The following is a 19,784-nucleotide window of genomic DNA, read 5'->3' as shown; positions in this document are numbered from 1 at the left end:
TCTGATATTAGCATCTCTTACCTCCTGAATCCGGGGAGCTTCAACCTCTTTGCTGATTTTTAACTCACAGTCTCATTTGTATACACAATTCGAACTTTTTGAAAACGCCATCAACATATTGCAACCCCCTATGTTCAATGCTATCTTTTTAGTTGATTAACAGATTGGGGGAAACATAGGTGAAATCATTTAAGCAATCAAAAGCCGTTATCTTTAGCTTAACAATGGCTTTCTTTCTTATATTGGCAGCCTGTTCCGGCAAAGATGAAGCCGGTTCCAAGGATACAGGCTGGGAGCAGATCAAAGAAAAAGGAAAAATCGTCGTTGCTACGTCCGGCACACTTTATCCTACGTCCTATCATGATACCGATTCAGGTAAGGATCAACTGACAGGCTATGAGGTTGAAGTTGTTCGAGAAGCGGCTAAGCGTCTCGGGCTGAAAGTCGAGTTCAAGGAAATGGGTATCGACGGGATGCTGACAGCGGTGAACAGCGGCCAGGTTGACGCTGCCGCCAATGATATAGATGTGACAAAGGACCGCGAGAAGAAGTTCGCGTTTTCTTCTCCTTATAAATATTCATACGGCACAGCCATTGTCCGAAAAGATAATTTATCAGGGATCAAAACGCTGAAAGATTTAAAAGGGAAAAAAGCGGCTGGCGCAGCGACAACTGTCTATATGGACGTTGCCAGAAAATACGGCGCCCAAGAAGTTATTTATGATAACGCGACCAACGAGCAGTATTTAAAAGATGTTGCCAACGGCCGCACTGATGTCATCTTAAACGACTATTACCTGCAGACACTGGCACTGGCGGCATTTCCGGATCTTAACATCACGATCCATCCTGACATCAAGTACATGCCGAATAAACAGGCGCTTGTCATGAAAAAAAGCAATACGGAGCTTCAGAAACAAATGAACGAGACGCTGAAAAAGATGAGCAATGACGGCACTTTGACCAAGCTGTCGAAACAATTCTTCAATAAAGCGGATGTATCAAAGAAACTGGATGTCGACGTTCAAGACGTTGACCTTTAATCAGACGCCATGATGTACAGCATTCAGTGGGAATATATTTTCAACACGCAGCTGGCGATAGAATCGTTTCCTTATGTTATAAAGGGTATTGGATACACGTTGCTTATTTCTTTTGTCAGCATGTTTGCCGGAACGGTGATCGGGCTGTTTATATCGCTCGCCAGAATGTCTAAGATTGCCCTGCTGAGATGGCCGGCGCGTCTTTACATTTCTTTTATGCGCGGCGTTCCGATTTTGGTAATCTTGTTTATCCTTTATTTTGGTTTCCCTTATATCGGCATTGAATTTTCTGCCGTTACAGCCGCCTTGATCGGCTTTAGCCTCAACAGCGCTGCTTATATTGCGGAAATTAACCGTTCAGCCATTTCATCCGTTGAAAAAGGACAGTGGGAAGCTGCATCCTCGCTGGGTCTTTCATATTGGCAGACGATGAGGGGGATCATTTTGCCGCAATCGATCCGCATTGCGCTGCCTCCGCTCGCCAATGTTTTGCTTGATTTGATCAAGGCATCCTCGCTCGCCGCGATGATTACGGTGCCGGAATTGCTCCAGCATGCGAAAATTATCGGGGGCCGAGAGTTTGATTACATGACCATGTATATTCTGACCGCACTCATTTATTGGGCCATCTGCTCCGTTGCGGCGGCGTTTCAGAATATCCTTGAGAAGAAATACGCGCATTATCTTTAAACAAACGTTTCATTAAAAAAAGCCGCTCCGCAGGAGACGGCTTTTTCCTATTGATTCAGCTTCCATTTAAATGGATCTTCAAACAGCGACCAATCGGAATCAAACTCATATTCAGTCAGCAAACATTGATCAAGCTCCTTTGTAATGGCTCCTTCGTCCAAGTCTGTTCCGATAAACACCAGCTGCGTCAGACGGTCGCCAAACTCTGGGTCCCAATCCTCTAATATTTCCGGCTCCTGCTGTTTGATTTGCTCCTGTTCAAGCTTCGGCATCGCCGCCACCCAATAGGATACCGGCTCAATCGTTACGGACGGGCCGGCTTGAGACATCAGAAGAGCGAGGCTGTTATGCGATGCGCACCAGACGATGCCTTTGGCGCGGACAACATTTTTAGGCATTTGATCCATCCAGTGATAAAAGCGCGTTGAATGAAACGGCAGTCGTCTTTTATAAACAAATGAAGAAATGCCATATTCCTCGGTTTCCGGGGTATGGGCTACATGGCCTGCTGTCAGCTCTCTTATCCAGCCGGCAGATCCGCTCGCTTCCTCGAAGTTAAATAGCCCTGTATGTAAAATCTCCTGCGGCTTGACGTTCCCTTTGACAGCGCGAATGAATTTAGCCCTTGGCTGCAGGGTGCGAAGGACTTTCTCAAGCTGTTCAAGCTCTTGCTCGCTGACTAAATCACATTTATTTAAGATCAGAACATCGCAAAACTCAATTTGATCGATTAACAGGTCGGCAATTTCTCTTTCATCCTCTTCCCCGAGTGCTTCTTTGCGGTCCAGAAGGCTGTCACCCGACTGATAGTCATGCCAAAAACGATTCGCATCGACCACTGTCACCATCGTATCTAACTCACAAAACTTTGTGAGATCGATTCCGAGCTCTTCGTCAATATAAGAAAATGTCTGGGCCACCGGGATCGGTTCGCTGATTCCCGTCGATTCGATTACGATATAATCAAACCGTCCCTCTTTTGCCAGCTTCTCCACTTCGACTAACAAATCCTCGCGAAGTGTGCAGCAAATGCAGCCGTTTGACATTTCCACTAGCTTTTCATCTGTTCTGGAAAGCCCGCCTTCCTGCTTAACCAACCCAGCGTCAATGTTTACCTCGCTCATGTCATTTACAATAACGGCTATTTTTAAGCCTTCACGATTCTGCAAAATGCTATTGAGCAGTGTTGTTTTTCCCGCGCCAAGATAACCGCTTAGTACTGTAACCGGAATTTTTTTCATGTGATCTCATCCTCTCAAAATAGAATCATTACGATTTAAATCATTTACTTCACCGTTTGTGTAATAGTGAATGCCGCTTTTCGCGCCCCAGAAATATTTCTCGCTGTCGGCCCGATTTCAAGTTCAGCAAAAGCACCCATCACGTATAACCCGTTCCCCCATTGCAAATCCTTGCCGACAATCGGAAAGCCACAGCCGGCAAAAGGCAATTGCTCTGCTTGCGCTGCTTTTTGAACCCACTCGAATCGGCTGATGTCAGAAGCAAAGCCTGTTGCCAGCGCGATATGTTCGAAAGTGTATGACGATTCATTTTTCTTCAGCTGTATGTACAGCCGGCCGTCAGCTGTTTTTTGACATGATATCACTTCATCCTGAATGACCTTTATCCTGCCCTCTTCTCTATAGACAGCAAGCTTTCTTGAGATGTCCTTCGGGAAGGAGCCGCGATGTCTGGCGTTTGTGATCCATTGTCTTCTCTTTTGATAGTCTGACGTTTTGCTGAATCTTTTCATATATTTCGGGCCAAGCCAGCCCGGATCACTGTCAAAATCATAGGTGCGGAACGGATGCCTCACGAGCATCGTTACGTCGTACCCTTCATCTGAGAGCTTGATGGCGTAATGAGCCGCCGTGATCCCTCCGCCCACAACTGCCGCTTTACCACCTTCCTGTCTTAACCATTCCACATTCCTGTCAAACACATGGTAAATGCCTTCATTCTGAAATGGCTTTGCCCACTCCGGCCAGCAAGGCTGTTGTGAAAAACTCATGGCTAGTACAACTCTTTCGCTCATGATTGTTTCGGAGGCATCTGTCCTCACTTCCCACAATCCGTTTCTCCTTCTCAAGTCTGTCACCATACCTCTCTTCCACGCCCGATCAATATGTATCTCATCCAATACCGTTTCACAATGCTGATTAAAAAGCGATAAAGAGGGGCGCTTATACCTTCCGAAGAATACCTCCGGCCACTGGCTTTTATCCGCATACGTTTGCAGGCTGAACGGCTCGGTATCCATGTGATGAACCGATGGAGAGCGTAAATAGTTCATCCGAATGCGGCCCGTATTTCGTTTCCAGCACTCAAGAGGCTGTTCATGAGGATCAATGACCACAAAATCCTGTATAGGCACCTTTCCGCTTTTCACCAGATGCACAGCCAAGGTCGAGCCTTGAATTCCGCCGCCAATGATAAGCCATTTATACATAGGAGTAACTCCTCTCTACACAAAACGTAATTATTACGATTTAAATCGTATGTTCTTTTTCCCTTTTTGTCAACTGCTTTCTATCAGCTGATCACAACTTTTGTGTGGTCAGGTATGTTTTTGTATATCCATGTCGTTGGAGATCCATCCAAACAAACCATCTCAAAACGACCAAATTATGTTGAAGTTTAGATAAAACAAACTCTATCGATCTTTGTTATAGAATAAGAGTTAGATGGATATGGGGAATCTTTTTATCGACTGGGGAACAATTGGCATTACACAAAGTATACAAGCTTCATAATAAAATTATGCTACAGGCCAATCCTCTAATTTTAATGTTTTTGTCATTTGCTCAATCTCTTTTTAGTACTCCATCCATCATAATGTGATAATTGGTCCCACTTTATTGTTGCTGAGGGTTTATTGATAAAGAACCCATGCTTGCATCTTACATTCAGTTGAAGAGTTTCATTCAAAGAACTTTCATTCACATCCATGAATATTCGAAACTTTATTAAATCAATACACGACTTGGATGAGCATCGAACATAGAAATTAATAAACCCCATTTTGATAGAGATTATCCAAAATGGGGGTTGATTCATAATATTCAATTAAGTCGCTGCTCTATCTGCGACTTTATAAGTGGACTGCTCATTAAAAGCATACGAAGCGCCAGAAACACCAACAATGCCAAATAAAAGCGCTAAACAAATTGCAATTTTACATTTTTTCATTTAAATGTTTCCCCCTTTGAATTTGTTTGCGTGCTTCAATTGCCAATTGATAAAAATCGACCGCATCATGTCTTTTTTCTTTGTTGGTCAGAAAATCAGCAACAGCAACTGCGTATTCTTCCATGTCACCATACAGATTTTTTTCCCTGAAGAACTCGAACACTTCTCTGAGTGTCTGCAAATCAAATGATAAATAAAGCCCTTTAACGAGTTTCAGTTTTTCTGCTACCTCTTGATTGTTATGACGTTCTGCAATCTTTTTTCCTTCTTCGTACAATTTTAATGCAGCCTGAAGGTCATTTTGTTTTGCCTTAACATAAGCTAAATTAAAGACCGCTTTTGACTCATAGATATGTTTCTGGGCCTTGTGAATTTCATAGGCAATTTGAAAATGTTTTTCTGCATTGTCAAGTTCTTCAAGATGATTATAACATAATCCTACATTAAAATGAGCAGAACCAATTAAATGCTGCTCACCTATTTTAACAGCATCTTTTAACGCTTTTTCTGCTGTTTCTAAGGCTTCTTCATAACACATTTTATCAAGCCAGTTACCAAAGATAACAAACTGGCAGTGAACCATTTCTTTTCCATATGTAAGATTGCCCTTATCGTCTTTCTGCCGTTTAAAAATAGCGTATGCCCGTTGAGCATAATTCATGGAGAAATGAGTCTCTTTCATGTAGTAATAGACCTCTGACACTTTGAAATAGAACTCTGCCTTATCTGTATTTGCGTTTTCATCTAATAAATCAAGATATCTCTCGGCTTCTCGATAATATGTTAAAGCATTGACTAAATCTCTTGTCCGGAAATGATACATACCGGTGAAAAAATGAAAATAAAATTCAATTGTATTCGTAAGAGATTCCGGAGCAAGGTTTTCTCTTGTCTCTTTAAGGCCCTCAAAAACGCTGTCAATATCTTTAACAGAGTCAGGCTCTAAATAAGAAAGCATAATCTCATGCCTCAATTTTAAGAGCTGAAGGTAAACTGCAACCTTCTCGTTTTTCTCCATCTTATTAAATTCATTCTCTACTTTTCTTTTCATTTGCTTTGCTTTCTCTATTCGGCCTTGTTTTATTACAACATACCAGTGATTTATGTCTGTGGTAACAAAATGATATGGGATTAAATCAGGGACAGACAACGATTTACCTCCTTTTCTTTACATTTATTAAATATTATACCACTAAAGACATGTATCAATAGTATTATTTTTTGAAAAATCTCTCTATTCATCCTAATTATGATTTAAAAAGTAAAAAGCCCATATCAAATGATATGGACTCGTTTTTAGCTTTCTTTCTCTTCCGCATGAGAAGAACAAGCTGACAGCAGAATTACCGACGCAAAAACAGAAATAAATAAGAATGAAAGTTTCATAGTCATTCCTCCTGTTTTGAAAACCTAAGCTTCGCATAGGCATCGTGCAGATGAATTGATTCTTCGTTGCGGCATTCAATATCAAAGGCCGACACCCATTCAAGCTCATACAAGTCTGCGGCAATGAGACGGGCCAGATCCTCAACAAATCTGGGATTTTCATATGCGGTTTCCGTTACGGCCTTTTCATCCGGACGCTTTAGCACTGGGTGCAGTCTCGCGCTTGCATTTGATTCTGCAACGTGAAGCAAATCGGCTTTGACATCGACTGGGAGCAGTGCCGCCGGATGAATATCGGCCAAAATGCTGACCGTTCCTCTCTGATTGTGGGCACTGTATTCACTGATTTCCTTAGAGCAAGGACAAAGAGTCGTTACTTTCGCTGAGATACCGGCCCGCTGTTTAAACGGCTGATCTTCGTGGTAGGTGACAGACATCAGCATCTCAGCATGCATCAGCCCCGCTTTCTCCAGCATTGGACTCTTTCTTTCGAAATACCACGGAAACCGCACTTCGACGCAAGCCGAGATTTGATCCATGTTTTCTGCAAGCTCTTTCGTAAATTGCTGAAGGGAAGAAAAAGAGAGAACCCAGCCGTTTTGATGATAGCGTTGAAGCTGCTCTGTTAACCTGCTCATATTGATGCCCTTCTGATTCCGCTGCAGGCTGGCGGTCATGGTAAAGTTCGCTGCTGTCGTTTGCTGAAAAGGCTTCATCGCTGAGACAACAGTAACCGGGTGAGACACATTGGTGACACCTACTTGCTGAATATCAAAAAAATAGTCTTTTCTGATATTCTGAAGATCCTTCATGTTCTCCTTTTCCACAGGCTTTTGCCCTTTCATGGGACTGACTGACCCAAAATAGTGAAGACGCTCCGTTTTTCCCGGGAGCAGAATGTGCTGTTCCAATCAGAAAACTCCTTCCAATTTAAATCGTAATAATTACTATTTATTCTGATCGGTTCACGAGTTAAAATCAAGAGAAAGTTGAAAACAGCAAAAAAAGACACGCACAATCGCGTGTCGCCCATTCAAACATCAAACATCCGCCGGACTGCTTTCCGCGCTCCAGCTTTTTCTCCAGTAATATCCTGCGGCAATCACAAGCACAAACGCCAGTAATGCGATACAGGAAAATGTGATAAATCCGATGGCATATGTGCCTGTCATCTGTTTTAATGACCCTAAAATGTTTGGCAGAAAGAAACCTCCGATGCCTCCTGCTGCGCCGACGATTCCCGTCACCATTCCGATTTCTTTCCGGAAGCGCTGCGGGACGAGCTGAAACACTGCTCCGTTGCCCATTCCAAGTCCCATCATTCCGACAAATAAAAGGATGATAACCATTGAAAGAGACGGCAGACTGCTGACTCCGGCCATGCAAAGGGCCACAATGACAAACAAAACAGAAAGAACCTTCGTGCCCCCGACACGATCTGAAATCCAGCCCCCTACAGGCCGAAAAAAACTGCCAGCTGCTACACATAATGTGACGAAATCTCCTGCATGAATTTTTGACAGCTGATATTGATCGACGAAGAATATCGCCAAAAAGCTGGACAGCCCCACAAAACCTCCAAACGTGACGCTGTACAGCAGACAGAAAAACCACGTTTCCTTTTGTCCGAACACCTGCCAATAGTTTTTGAGCGGCTGCGGTGCCGGTTGTTCAGGGGAATTCTTCGCCATGAAAACAAATAGAACAAAGACGATGATCAGAGGAAGAAGCGCAATTCCCATCACACTGTGCCAGCCAAACTGCTCTGCAAGCCGGGGGCCAAACAGTGTCGCAAACAAGGTGCCGCTATTACCCGCACCCGCTATCCCCATTGCAAGTCCCTGCAAATGAGGCGGATACCACCGGCTTGCCATAGGAAGCGCAACAGCAAAGCTCGCGCCTGCCACGCCAAGCAGAATGCCGATCGCATAAAGTTCAGTCAGCGACCGGCCTCCAAATGTCCCCCAAAGCAGCGGGATCATTGTCACCAGCATCCCGATGACAGCTGTTTTTTTTGGACCGATTCTGTCCGTTAACACGCCTAATATGATCCGAAACACAGACCCCGATAAGATCGGCACAGCCACGACAAGTCCTTTTTCAAAGGGAGACAGGCCAAAATCCTGAGAAATATAAACACCGAGCGCTCCAAGCATAACCCATATCATAAAACTTACATCAAAGTATAAAAACGAGCAGAGCAAAGTGGTTGGGTGACCGCTTGTTTTCAGTTCCGACAGCTTCATAACATTCCCCTTTCTTGACCCATTAAAAATTTCATTTTTCTGAATCAAGAATATATGACCATATTTTTTCGGAAAAGACATGTGTAAGCTAATGTGACACGTTTAATGCGTTAACTGAGCATTGTGCCATAATTTTTGGTAGGAGAAAAACTTACAAGCTGAGGCAAAGGAGGTCTGGCAAATGAAGAAACAAAGATTAATCGTAGCAGGGAACGGAATGGCCGGAATTCGCTGTATTGAAGAAATATTGAAGCTTCATCGTAACATGTTTGAGATTGTCATTTTCGGCAGCGAACCGCATCCCAACTATAATCGCATTCTCTTATCCTCTGTTTTACAGGGGGAGGCAGCGCTCGATGACATTGTGCTGAACAGCAGTGAATGGTACGCCAAGCAAGGCATAACACTTTACACTGGAGAAACGGTCGTGCAAATCAACACAGATTTGCAGCAAGTCACTACAGATCAAAAACGCAGCCTGTCCTACGACAAATTGATCCTGGCAACAGGCTCCTCCCCTCATATTCTCCCCATACCCGGGACAGACAAAGAAGGTGTTTACGGCTTTCGGACAATAGAAGACTGTCAAGCTATTATCAGCATGGCTGAACATTATCAAAAGGCAGCGGTCATCGGCGCCGGCTTATTAGGCCTTGAAGCGGCTGTCGGCCTGCGGCACCTGGGCATGGATGTCAGCGTCGTTCACCACTCCCCCAACATCATGCAAAAACAGCTCGATCAAACAGCGTCTCGTCTGCTGCGGTCTGAACTGGAACGAAAAGGCTTAACCTTTCTTTTAGAGAAAGACACAGCAGCCATTACAGGAGACTCACGGGCAGATGGTATCCGATTCAGCGACAGTTCTTCGATAAAAGCAGACTTGATTGTAATGGCGGCTGGTGTAAGACCCAATATCCAATTGGCTGCATCAGCCGGACTCGCCGCAAACCGCGGCTTCATCGTCAATCAATTCATGCAGACGAGCAAACCGAATGTGTATGCCGTCGGGGAATGCGCCGAGCATAACGGAATGGTATACGGATTGGTCGCCCCTCTTTATGAACAAGGAAAAGTCCTCGCACAGCACATCTGCGGCGTTCCATGTGAAGGATATCATGGCTCTGCCCAATCGGCAGCCTTAAAAATAGCTGGAATTGATGTGTGGTCGGCAGGAAAGGTGCACGAAGACGCAGGCACGACGAGCATGAAGCTTCATGATGAACATGCGGGTTGCTACAAAAAAGCGCTCTTTGAGAACGACAAACTGGCTGGCGTTATTTTATTCGGAGACACACGCGATAAACAGCGGCTTCTCGACAGCCTTCTCAAGCAAAGAGACATTTCCATTGTCAAACAGCAGCTGATCGAACCGGATCAAACGGGCATTTCATTTGCAACCATGCCTCTCACTGAAACCATTTGCCAATGCAACTCAGTGACAAAAGGTCTGATTGAAAAAGCGGTGCACACGAAAGGCTTAAAAACGGTCGAAGAAGTCAAGCAGTGCACAAAAGCATCCGGCTCTTGCGGAGGCTGCAGGCCGCTCGTTGAAGACCTTCTGAAATACATGGCCAGCAGCGAATATACAGAACCAGCCGGCCAGCCTTCGTTTTGCGGCTGCACTGATTTGACGGAAGACGAAGTCATCGCCGAACTGCACCTCTGTCATTTCACTGATCCTGCTGAGGTAATGAATCAGCTTGGCTGGAAAACGAAAAACGGCTGCAATGTTTGTATTCCGGCGCTTCACTATTATATGGAATTGCTGCAGCCCGGCTATATCCAGTCCCCTAAAGCATCGGCCCAGGATACATGCACCCTCATTCCGCAAATGTACGGCGGGCTGACAAATGCGAAGGAACTCAGAAACATCGCAAACATCATTGAGACATACGGTATCCCCTATGTTTCAATTACTCACGGCCAGAGGCTGAAGCTTTCCGGATTCCATCCAAATGACCTTGCAAACATCAAAAAAGAACTGAACATGCCGGCTTTCTCTCATCAGCACCGCCGCACACTGCGAAGTATCTTAGCATGTACGTGCGGAGAAGATCAATCTATTCAAAAGCTAGCAAGCCATATCGAAAGACATGCTGACATGCTTCCCATGCCCGATCACATATCGATCAGCTTGTCGTGTGAAAAAGACTGCACAACGGCAGCTATACAGGATATCGGCGCCATTCAAACACAAGAGGGCTGGGACATTTACACTGGCGGCATCCGGGGAGCACATGCCCGTTCCGGAATGCTGTTTTGTGTGACAGATAGCGAAGAAAATACTGCCATTATGATGAAAGGCCTTCTTCAATATTATCGCGAAACGGCTCACTACGCAGAAGCGGTTCATCAGTGGATTGACCGCCTCGGCATCATTCATATCAGAGAGGTATTATTTGAACAGGATTTGCGGACACAGCTGCTGGAAAACCTCCAAACAGACCTGTCATTGCTGCAAAATCAGCCTGTACAGTCTGGCGCAATGAAGAAAGGATGAGGCATTTTGACTGAACGACTGCTTAGATATTTCCGCGAAAAACAGCAAGACGTCCAATCAGAAAAAACATACGACACCCAATGTCCATTTTGCAGCATGCAATGCAAAATGCAGCTTGTGGAACAAACCATCGTTACACGGAAAAGATATACAGCCATCGGCATCCACAATCCTACGACACTAGGCCGTTTATGCATGAAAGGGATGAATGCCCATCAGCATGCCCTGCACGCCTCCCGTATCACCCGGCCGCTGCTCAAAAAAAACGGTGAATTTGTGCCTGTTTCCTGGGATGAAGCACTGAACTATATAAAGGAGCAAGTCACCCTGATCCAAGCCAAACACGGCCATGATGCGATGGCTGTCTACGGAAGCGCCTCGATTACGAATGAAGAGGCGTATCTGTTAGGAAAGTTCGCACGAGTCGGCTTACAGACAAAATACATCGATTACAACGGCCGGCTCTGTATGTCCGCCGCAGCAACCGGAGCCAACCAAACATTCGGAGCAGACAGAGGCTTGACGAATCCATTATCGGAAATCCCCCACTCCCGAGTGATCATTTTGGCCGGCACCAATATCGCAGAATGCCAGCCGACCATCATGCCGTATTTTGAACAAGCGAAAGAAAACGGGGCTTATCTCATTGCCATTGACCCCCGGGAAACAGCGACGACAAAAATAGCCGACCTTCATCTAAAAATCAAACCCGGGACAGACGCCGCCCTTGCCAACGGTTTAGTCAAAATCATTATAGACGAACAGCTCATAAATGAAGACTTTATTCGCACACGCACGAACGGATTTGATGAGCTCAAACAGCATATCGGTGCTTTAAATCTGGAAGACATCGCCGAGCAGACAAATGTTCCTTTAGAGCAAATGCGAAAGGCTGCTATGAAGTTTGCCATGGAAACGTCCGGCATGCTGTTTACAGCCCGCGGCATTGAACAGCAAACCGATGGTACCGCGGCTGTGAGAGGCTTCTTAAATGTGGTGCTGATCACAGGAAAAATCGGCAAGCCTTACTCGGGCTACGGAGCGATCACCGGACAGGGTAATGGGCAAGGCGCCCGAGAGCATGGCCAAAAAGCAGATCAGCTTCCCGGCTACCGTTCCATCGAAAACGAAGACCATCGGGCTTATATTGCAAAAGTGTGGGGAGTCAATCCGGATGAGCTCCCGCGAAAAGGCGTCTCAGCCTATGAAATGATGGAAAAAATCAACGATGGAGACATTAAAGGACTGTTTCTAATGTGTTCCAATCCAGCAGTCTCCAGCCCAAATGCCAACCTTGTCAAACAGGCGCTGTCAAAACTGACATTCTTTGTTGCAATCGACTTGTTTATATCTGAAACAGCGAAATTTGCTGATGTCATTTTGCCCGCATCCTCTTACTTAGAAGACGAAGGCACGATGACCAACGTTGAAGGCCGCGTGACATTAAGGGAAGCGAGCCGCCCCTGCCCGGGGGAAGCAAAGCATGATTGGCAGATCATTTGCGAGATCGCGTCCGCTCTTGGAAAAGGCCGTTATTTTCCCTACACGTCTGCGGAGGACATCTTTAACGAATTGAGAGAAGCAAGCCGCGGCGGAATCGCCGATTATTCCGGCATCACATACGACAGGCTCAGACAAGAAGGCGGCATTCACTGGCCGTGTCCTGAACCTGATCACCCCGGAACCCGGCGCTTGTTTGAGGACTCATTTGCACATCCGGATCAAAAAGCGGCATTAAGTGTGATCCCAAACGAACCCGTTGTTCCTAAAGAAAAGCCGACTGCCGAATATCCGTTGTTTTTAACGACCGGCAGGGTCATGTCTCATTATTTAACAGGTGTCCAAACGAGAAAAAGCGCCTCTTTGGCCGCAAGAGATTTTGAATCATTTATGGAAATCCATCCGAAAACAGCAGCGGCCTACAATATCGAGGACCGTGTTCTCGTGAACATAGAATCTCCTCGCGGAAGCATCACCGTCCGCAGCAAATGGTCAGAACACATCAGAAAAGACACAGTATTTGTTCCCATCCACTGGGCGGATGCCCAAAACGTAAATGACTTGATTGGTGACAGCCTAGATCCAGCGTGTAAAATGCCCGGTTTTAAGGTATGCGCCGTCCGAGTCAGACCTATTTAAATTTTTCATAAAAATTTTAGAAATTTTCGTATATTTTGTTACATTTTATAACATGCATCTTAAATATTTCTTTTTGCTGTGCTACGCTGGAAAAAACATTGATAAGGAGCGGATCATCTGATGGGGAGAAAACAGCTAGTTCTTGTTGGTAATGGAATGGCCGGGGTAAGGGCCATTGAAGAAATACTGAGTGTTTCAAAAGACGAATTCCGAATTACAATTTTTGGTTCCGAACCGCATCCCAACTACAACCGAATCCTTTTGTCAAAAGTGCTGCAAGGCGATACAGATATCAAAGATATTACGTTAAACGATTGGAACTGGTACGAAGAAAACAATATACAATTGTATACCAATGAAACAGTCATCAAAGTGGACATAGAAAGCAAAACCGTCATCACCGATGCAGGCCGAATACAGCCTTATGATGAACTGATCCTGGCTACAGGTTCTGTCCCTTTTATCCTGCCGATTCCGGGCGCAGACAAAAAAGGTGTCACAGCTTTCCGGGACATAAAGGATACAGACACGATGCTCGCCGCGTCAAAACAATATAAAAAAGCAGCCGTCATCGGCGGGGGCTTGCTTGGCTTGGAAGCTGCCCGCGGCCTGCTGAATCTCGGTATGGAAGTCTCCGTTATCCATCTCGCTCCCTTCCTGATGGAACGCCAGCTTGACGCAACGGCCGGACGCCTGCTGCAAAACGAATTAGAAAAACAAGGAATGACCTTTCTGCTTGAAAAGCAAACAGAAGAAATTCTCGGAGATGACCGGGTCGAAGGGATCAGATTCAAAGACGGCACAAGCGTTGAAGCCGATTTAGTCGTCATGGCCGTCGGCATCCGCCCGAATACAGCGCTTGGGGCCGAAAGCGGCATTCCAGTCAACCGCGGCATCATTGTCAACGATTATATGCAAACCGAAATCCCGCACATTTATGCGGTCGGTGAATGTGCCGAGCACCGAGGAATCGCATACGGACTCGTGGCGCCGCTCTATGAACAGGCGAAAGTGCTCGCTAACCATATCTGCGGTGTTGAAACGAAACCTTATGAAGGCTCCGTTCTCTCCACTCAACTGAAAGTATCAGGAGTTGAGGTCTTTTCTGCCGGTGACTTTCACGAATCAGACGAGAAAAAAGCGATTAAGGTCTTTGATGAACAGGATGGCATTTATAAAAAAGTCGTGCTGCGAGGCAATCAGATTGTCGGAGCTGTTTTATTCGGCGACAGCAGTGAGGGCAACCGCCTGTTTTCGATGATTCAAAAAGAAGCAGATATCTCTGAAACCTCTAAAATCTCAATTTTACAGCCTCTCAACCAAGAAGCGGGCACAAGTCTGACCGCTGCCATGAGCAATGATGAAATCATCTGCGGCTGTAACGGTGTGTCAAAAGGAGCAATTATTCAAGCCATTCAGGAACAGGGCTGTTCATCAACAGATGAAATCAAAGCTTGCACCGGCGCGTCCCGCTCATGCGGAGGCTGTAAGCCGCTCGTAGAAGATATCCTTCAGTATACGCTGGGATCAGACTTTGACGCATCAGCCCAAAAAGAAGCGATTTGCGGCTGCACCTCATTGTCGAGAGATGAGGTAGTCGAAGAAATCAAAGCCAAAGGGCTGTCACATACAAGAGAAGTCATGAACGTGCTCGGCTGGAAAACGCCAGAAGGCTGTTCCAAATGCCGTCCGGCTCTTAACTACTACTTAGGCATGATCAATCCGTCAAAATATGAGGATGACAGAACATCCCGCTTTGTTAATGAACGGATGCACGCCAATATTCAAAAAGACGGTACCTACTCTGTCGTACCGCGGATGTACGGCGGTGTAACCAACTCTCAGGATCTTCGCAAAATCGCTGATGTCGTCGATAAATACGAGATCCCGCTCGTCAAAATGACAGGCGGCCAGCGAATTGACTTGATCGGCGTGAAAAAAGAAGACCTGCCAAAGGTATGGGCCGATCTTGATATGCCGTCAGGCTACGCGTACGGAAAAACACTCCGCACGGTAAAAACATGTGTAGGCGAACAATTCTGCCGCTTTGGCACACAAGACTCCATGGCCCTAGGCATCGACCTTGAGAAAACATTTGAAGGACTCAACACGCCTCATAAAGTGAAAATGGCCGTATCTGCCTGCCCGCGGAACTGTGCGGAGTCCGGCATTAAAGACCTTGGCGTGGTCGGCATCGACGGTGGCTGGGAGCTTTACGTCGGCGGAAACGGCGGAACCCATTTGCGTGCCGGCGACTTGCTGATGAAGGTGAAAACAAATGAAGAAGTCCTGGAATACGCAGGCGCTTACCTTCAGTACTACCGGGAAACGGCAAACTACTTAGAACGCACGTCCGCATGGCTGGAGCGCGTCGGTTTATCCCATGTCCAAGATGTTCTAAACGATCCGGAAAAACGGCAGGAGCTGAACGACCGAATGAATGAAACGCTCTCTGTCCACAAAGATCCGTGGAAGGACTTCCTGGAAGATAAACAAACCTCTAAAGAATTATTTGAAAATGTCGTGACCACATCATAATGACAGAAACAAACATTGAGGAGGAATGGACATGGTGAACAAAGACGTCACAAAAGTATGTATCGGAAAAATCGAAGAATTGCCTGAACAATTAGGAAAAACAGTGTATATTGAAGATAAGGAGCTTGCGGTCTTTAAGCTTTCAAACGGGAGCATCCGCGCCATTGAAAACCGCTGTCCCCATAAGGGCGGCGTCCTTGCAGAAGGTATCGTCAGCGGCGAATATGTCTTCTGTCCGATGCACGACTGGAAAATCTCCTTGGAAGACGGAATCGTTCAAGAGCCGGATCACGGCTGTGTCAAAACATACGAAACGCTGATCGAAGGAGAATACGTTTATCTCCAATATTGATCAAAGACCGGATCACTTTCAAAGTGATCCTTCATTTTTTACAGTGACGGAAGGATGACATGATCATGAAAAACGGAATCGTATATTTTGTGGGCGCCGGACCTGGAGATCCAGGGCTCATCACCATAAAAGGAAAACAAGCGCTGGAGGAAGCGGATGTCATTTTGTATGACCGGCTCGCAAACCCAAAGCTGCTCGAATACGCATCACCTGACTGCCAGTTCATTTATTGCGGAAAACTGCCGGACCGCCATTTTATGAAACAGGCAGAGATCAATGCCCTGCTGATTGAAAAAGCGTCGGACGGATTAACCGTTGTCCGTTTGAAGGGCGGAGATCCCAGTGTGTTTGGCAGAGTCGGCGAGGAAGCAGACGCGCTCCACCAGCATGGCATCTGCTATGAAATGGTGCCGGGCATCACCTCGGGAATCGCCGCGCCGCTGTATGCGGGAATCCCCGTCACGCATCGGGATTTCGCTTCGTCCTTCGCCATGATTACCGCACATGATAAATCATTAAAAGGCACGCCGAACCTTGACTGGGAGGGGCTTGCCCGAAGCGTTCAAACGCTTGTGTTTTACATGGGTGTGAAAAACCTGTCATTTATTTGCCAGCAGCTCATCGCGTACGGAAAATCTCCTTCTGTCCCTGTCATCGTGATTCAATGGGGAACGTGGGGCCGCCAGCGGAGCGTAAAAGGAACGCTGCAGGATATCCATCAAAACATACAGGAACAGCAAATCACAAACCCCGCCATTATCGTCATCGGTGATATTGTAAACGTTCAAACACACAGCTGGTTTGAGAGCAAACCATTCATCGGGCAGCATATGATGGTAGTCACACATAACGAAGATAAGCATACACTGGCAGACAAGCTGCGCGAATATGGAGCCGATGTCATCGAATGGCCGAAATGGAGGACTGAAAAAATGCCTGTCAACGCAGATATTCTAGAACAGATCAGCACCTTCGAGGATATTTTCTTCACATCACGCCGTGCGGTTTGCGAATTTTTTCAAGTCCTCGCATCCAAACGAATCGACATTCGCCAGCTGACCGCACGCCTGAGTGCAGCGTCAGAAGCAGGAAAGGCAGAGCTTGCAAAACGTGGCTTCATCATATCCGAGCACCATCACAATTCACCTAAAAAGCTGATTGTCGGCAGCCGTCATTCAGTAGAAGAAATGCTGAAATCAGAGTCCTGTTTGTGCTATATCACCCATGAAAACGTCATAGATGAGCGATTCACCCGCATGACCGAGCGTACGATCAGTGAGTCTCCTCTGCACATGATCATTTGCCCCAGCAAGCAGTCCGCTCAGCAATTGGTCAGCGCAGGAGAAGAAATCGGCATTTCAACAGAACCGTCCGCAAGCCGCCCCCCTGTCATCTGTATAGGCGACGACACGCCCGCCGCTGCATACGGGTTTACTGCCGTACAAGACCATAAGCAATTATTTGCGTTTATACAAAATGAGCAAGTGGAGAAAAAGCTCCTCCACAGCTGATGAACAGCCCTTTTCCAAAGGGCTTTTTTATTTATGAACCAATTTTTTGTGGTGGGTGGAATACATCGCCATATTTTCCGCCTGAGGGTCCAGATAAGATTTCGCACTGTTGACGGCAGTCGGGCCTTCTGTAAAACCGCCGGCAATCAATCTGAGCTTGCTTTCATAATAAGCCGCGTCCCCCGCAACAAACACGCCCGGAAGATTTGTCCGCATATGTCTGTCAGCTTTAATCCGGCCTTCTTCAATCTCGAGACCCCAATCCTTCATCGGGCCGAGATCAATTTTAAACCCGTGATTAATAATGAGCTCATCAAGCTCGATTTCCTCGGGATGTCCAGACGCCGCATGACAAACGGTGACGCTTTCGATGCGTTCATCTGTGCCGCTAAGATGTTCAAGCCGATAAGGAGTAAGCACCCGCACAGATGACTGCTTCATTTTCGTCACGCTGCTTTCCATTCCGCCGAATTCCTCTCTGCGGTGCACGACAGTAACAGACGCCGCAATCGGTTCCAGCTCATTAGCCCAATCGACCGCAGTATCTCCCCCGCCAGAAATCACGACCCGTTTGCCTTTAAACGCATCAAGCTTCTCCACTTTATAATGAAGATTTTTTCCTGCATACCGGCTTGCATCCTGGCTGTCAAACTCATTGACCTCCAGCGTGCCCATGCCGACAGCCAAAATAACGGTTCTTGTATAGTGCTTCTCCCCCTCAGAGCTAGTCAGCACCATGGTTCCGTCAGCCAGACGCTCAAATCCGGTCACTCGCTGATTCAGCACAATATCAGGGTCAAACGTCGCCGCCTGCTCCTTCAGCTGTTCGATCAGCTTCTCCCCGGCAATCCCCGGTATCCCGCCAATATCGCGAATCATCTTCTCAGGGAAAAATAAAGACACCTTTCCCCCGAGCCGCGGCAAAAACTCGATCACTTTCGTTTTCAGCTCCCGCATGCCGCAGTAAAAAGCCGTAAACAGCCCGATCGGCCCCCCGCCTATAATCGTGACGTCAAATACCTCTTGATTTCCAGCCATCCGTCCTGCCTCCCGTTCCAAATCTATCATTAACGTTATATTGTTTAATTGAGAATGAATATCAATACAAAGTATATCATATTTCTAGAGTCCGTGTTCAACCATTTCGTCGGCCCTGAGTAATAATTCCCCCAGTTCACTACGTCACTGGATTTCTTAGAATCCTAAACAAGGTGAAACGATCCTTCCTCCTCTTCCGTCAAACAATCAGTGCCTTTTTTCGTGATATAATCAGAGGCAGCTTACCATGAGCGGAGGTTTTATTGTGACAGCACAATCGTCTTTTCTTCAGCTGAATTCTATTTTTATCAGTATTTTAATAGAAGCCATTCCGTTTATTCTGATTGGCGTCATTCTGTCCGGAATCATTCAAATGTTTGTTTCTGAAGAAATGATTGCAAGGATCATGCCGAAAAACCGGTTTCTCGCAGTCTTATTTGGTGCGCTTGCCGGCATCTTATTTCCCGCCTGCGAATGTGGCATTATCCCGATTACGAGGCGGCTTCTGCTAAAAGGGGTTCCCCTGCATGCGGGTGTTGCTTTTATGCTGACCGCTCCTATCATCAATCCCATTGTTTTGTTTTCTACGTATATTGCGTTCGGGAATAGATGGAGCGTTGTCTTTTACCGGGGCGGGCTGGCGCTGGCTGTCTCGGTGATTATTGGCATCATCTTATCCTATCAATTTAAGGATAACCAGCTGTTAAAGCCCGATGAAGCCGGGCATCACCATCATCATCACCACACCCTGCTGCAAAAGCTGGGAGGGACCTTGCGTCACGCCATTGATGAATTTTTCTCCGTGGGGAAATATTTAATTATCGGCGCCTTTATCGCAGCCGCGATGCAGACGTACGTCAAAACATCCACTCTGCTTGCGATCGGCCAGAATGATGTATCTTCTTCCCTCGTGATGATGGGTCTGGCGTTTGTCTTGTCGCTTTGTTCAGAAGTGGATGCATTTATTGCGTCTTCCTTCAGCAGCACATTTTCTTTAGGCTCGCTCATCGCCTTTCTCGTCTTCGGTGCGATGGTTGATATTAAGAATCTCTTGATGATGCTCGCGGCCTTCAAAAAACGATTTGTTTTCCTGCTGATTACGTATATTGTCGTGATCGTCTTAGCGGGATCACTACTTGTAAAGGGGTGATT

15 protein-coding genes are annotated in these 19,784 nt (G+C 46.3%); 8 read left to right on the top strand and 7 right to left on the bottom strand.

Annotated elements, in window-relative coordinates; genetic code table 11:
- Positions 1 to 179: 179 nt before the first annotated feature.
- Positions 180 to 1,043, top strand: coding sequence for a transporter substrate-binding domain-containing protein (locus NSU16_RS01980; protein WP_339191939.1), 864 nt, complete (start codon positions 180 to 182; stop codon positions 1,041 to 1,043).
- Positions 1,044 to 1,052: 9 nt separating this feature from the next.
- A complete protein-coding gene (locus NSU16_RS01975; RefSeq protein WP_026014657.1) occupies positions 1,053 to 1,733 on the top strand; it encodes an ABC transporter permease subunit in 681 nt (226 codons plus the stop codon).
- 47 nt (positions 1,734 to 1,780) lie between these two features.
- On the opposite strand, the gene zinU is transcribed toward NSU16_RS01975, so the two are convergent.
- The 6 genes from zinU to NSU16_RS01945 form a co-directional block, all read right to left on the bottom strand.
- Positions 1,781 to 2,974, bottom strand: coding sequence for a zinc metallochaperone ZinU (gene zinU, locus NSU16_RS01970; RefSeq protein WP_326330809.1), 1,194 nt, complete (start codon positions 2,972 to 2,974; stop codon positions 1,781 to 1,783).
- A gap of 44 nt (positions 2,975 to 3,018) precedes the next feature.
- Positions 3,019 to 4,182, bottom strand: coding sequence for an FAD/NAD(P)-binding protein (locus tag NSU16_RS01965; RefSeq protein ID WP_339191938.1), 1,164 nt, complete (start codon positions 4,180 to 4,182; stop codon positions 3,019 to 3,021).
- 617 nt (positions 4,183 to 4,799) lie between these two features.
- The gene (locus tag NSU16_RS01960) at positions 4,800 to 4,922 is read right to left on the bottom strand and encodes a hypothetical protein (protein ID WP_267496093.1); all 123 of its coding nucleotides are present in this window, start codon (positions 4,920 to 4,922) and stop codon (positions 4,800 to 4,802) included.
- A complete protein-coding gene (locus NSU16_RS01955; protein WP_339191937.1) occupies positions 4,909 to 6,072 on the bottom strand; it encodes a tetratricopeptide repeat protein in 1,164 nt (387 codons plus the stop codon). Before NSU16_RS01955 ends, NSU16_RS01960 begins: the two co-directional genes overlap by 14 nt.
- 238 nt (positions 6,073 to 6,310) lie before the next feature.
- Positions 6,311 to 7,219 carry a GTP cyclohydrolase FolE2 gene (folE2, locus tag NSU16_RS01950; RefSeq protein ID WP_010332972.1) on the bottom strand — a complete coding sequence of 303 codons (909 nt, stop codon included), beginning with the start codon at positions 7,217 to 7,219 and terminating at the stop codon, positions 6,311 to 6,313.
- Between the two features lie 129 nt (positions 7,220 to 7,348).
- A complete protein-coding gene (locus NSU16_RS01945) occupies positions 7,349 to 8,554 on the bottom strand; it encodes a nitrate/nitrite transporter (protein ID WP_326226478.1) in 1,206 nt (401 codons plus the stop codon).
- Between the two features lie 181 nt (positions 8,555 to 8,735).
- Here NSU16_RS01945 and nirB point away from each other — a divergent pair, with 181 nt between their 5' ends.
- The 5 genes from nirB (at position 8,736) to cobA (ending at position 17,594) form a co-directional block, all read left to right on the top strand.
- A complete protein-coding gene (gene nirB, locus NSU16_RS01940) occupies positions 8,736 to 11,054 on the top strand; it encodes a nitrite reductase large subunit NirB (protein ID WP_339191936.1) in 2,319 nt (772 codons plus the stop codon).
- Positions 11,055 to 11,060: 6 nt separating this feature from the next.
- Positions 11,061 to 13,193, top strand: a complete 2,133-nt coding sequence (locus tag NSU16_RS01935) for a nitrate reductase (RefSeq protein ID WP_339191935.1) — start codon at positions 11,061 to 11,063, stop codon at positions 13,191 to 13,193.
- A gap of 120 nt (positions 13,194 to 13,313) precedes the next feature.
- On the top strand, positions 13,314 to 15,731 hold the full coding sequence (nasD, locus tag NSU16_RS01930) for an NADPH-nitrite reductase (protein ID WP_339191934.1): 2,418 nt from the start codon (positions 13,314 to 13,316) through the stop codon (positions 15,729 to 15,731).
- 31 nt (positions 15,732 to 15,762) lie between these two features.
- A complete protein-coding gene (gene nirD / locus NSU16_RS01925) occupies positions 15,763 to 16,083 on the top strand; it encodes a nitrite reductase small subunit NirD (RefSeq protein WP_286059074.1) in 321 nt (106 codons plus the stop codon).
- Positions 16,084 to 16,142: 59 nt separating this feature from the next.
- A complete protein-coding gene (gene cobA / locus NSU16_RS01920) occupies positions 16,143 to 17,594 on the top strand; it encodes a uroporphyrinogen-III C-methyltransferase (RefSeq protein WP_339191933.1) in 1,452 nt (483 codons plus the stop codon).
- A 27-nt stretch (positions 17,595 to 17,621) separates the two neighbouring features.
- On the opposite strand, the gene NSU16_RS01915 is transcribed toward cobA, so the two are convergent.
- Positions 17,622 to 18,632, bottom strand: a complete 1,011-nt coding sequence (locus NSU16_RS01915) for an NAD(P)/FAD-dependent oxidoreductase (RefSeq protein ID WP_339191932.1) — start codon at positions 18,630 to 18,632, stop codon at positions 17,622 to 17,624.
- Positions 18,633 to 18,897: 265 nt separating this feature from the next.
- Here NSU16_RS01915 and NSU16_RS01910 point away from each other — a divergent pair, with 265 nt between their 5' ends.
- Positions 18,898 to 19,782 carry a permease gene (locus NSU16_RS01910; RefSeq protein WP_081720881.1) on the top strand — a complete coding sequence of 295 codons (885 nt, stop codon included), beginning with the start codon at positions 18,898 to 18,900 and terminating at the stop codon, positions 19,780 to 19,782.
- The last annotated feature ends 2 nt before the right edge of the window (positions 19,783 to 19,784 follow it).

The organism is Bacillus sp. FSL K6-1003 (assembly GCF_037964945.1).
GTDB classification, from domain to species: Bacteria; Bacillota; Bacilli; order Bacillales; family Bacillaceae; genus Bacillus; species Bacillus mojavensis.
Note: the sequence above shows the minus strand (reverse complement) of the source record. Positions and strands in the feature narration are given on the sequence as shown.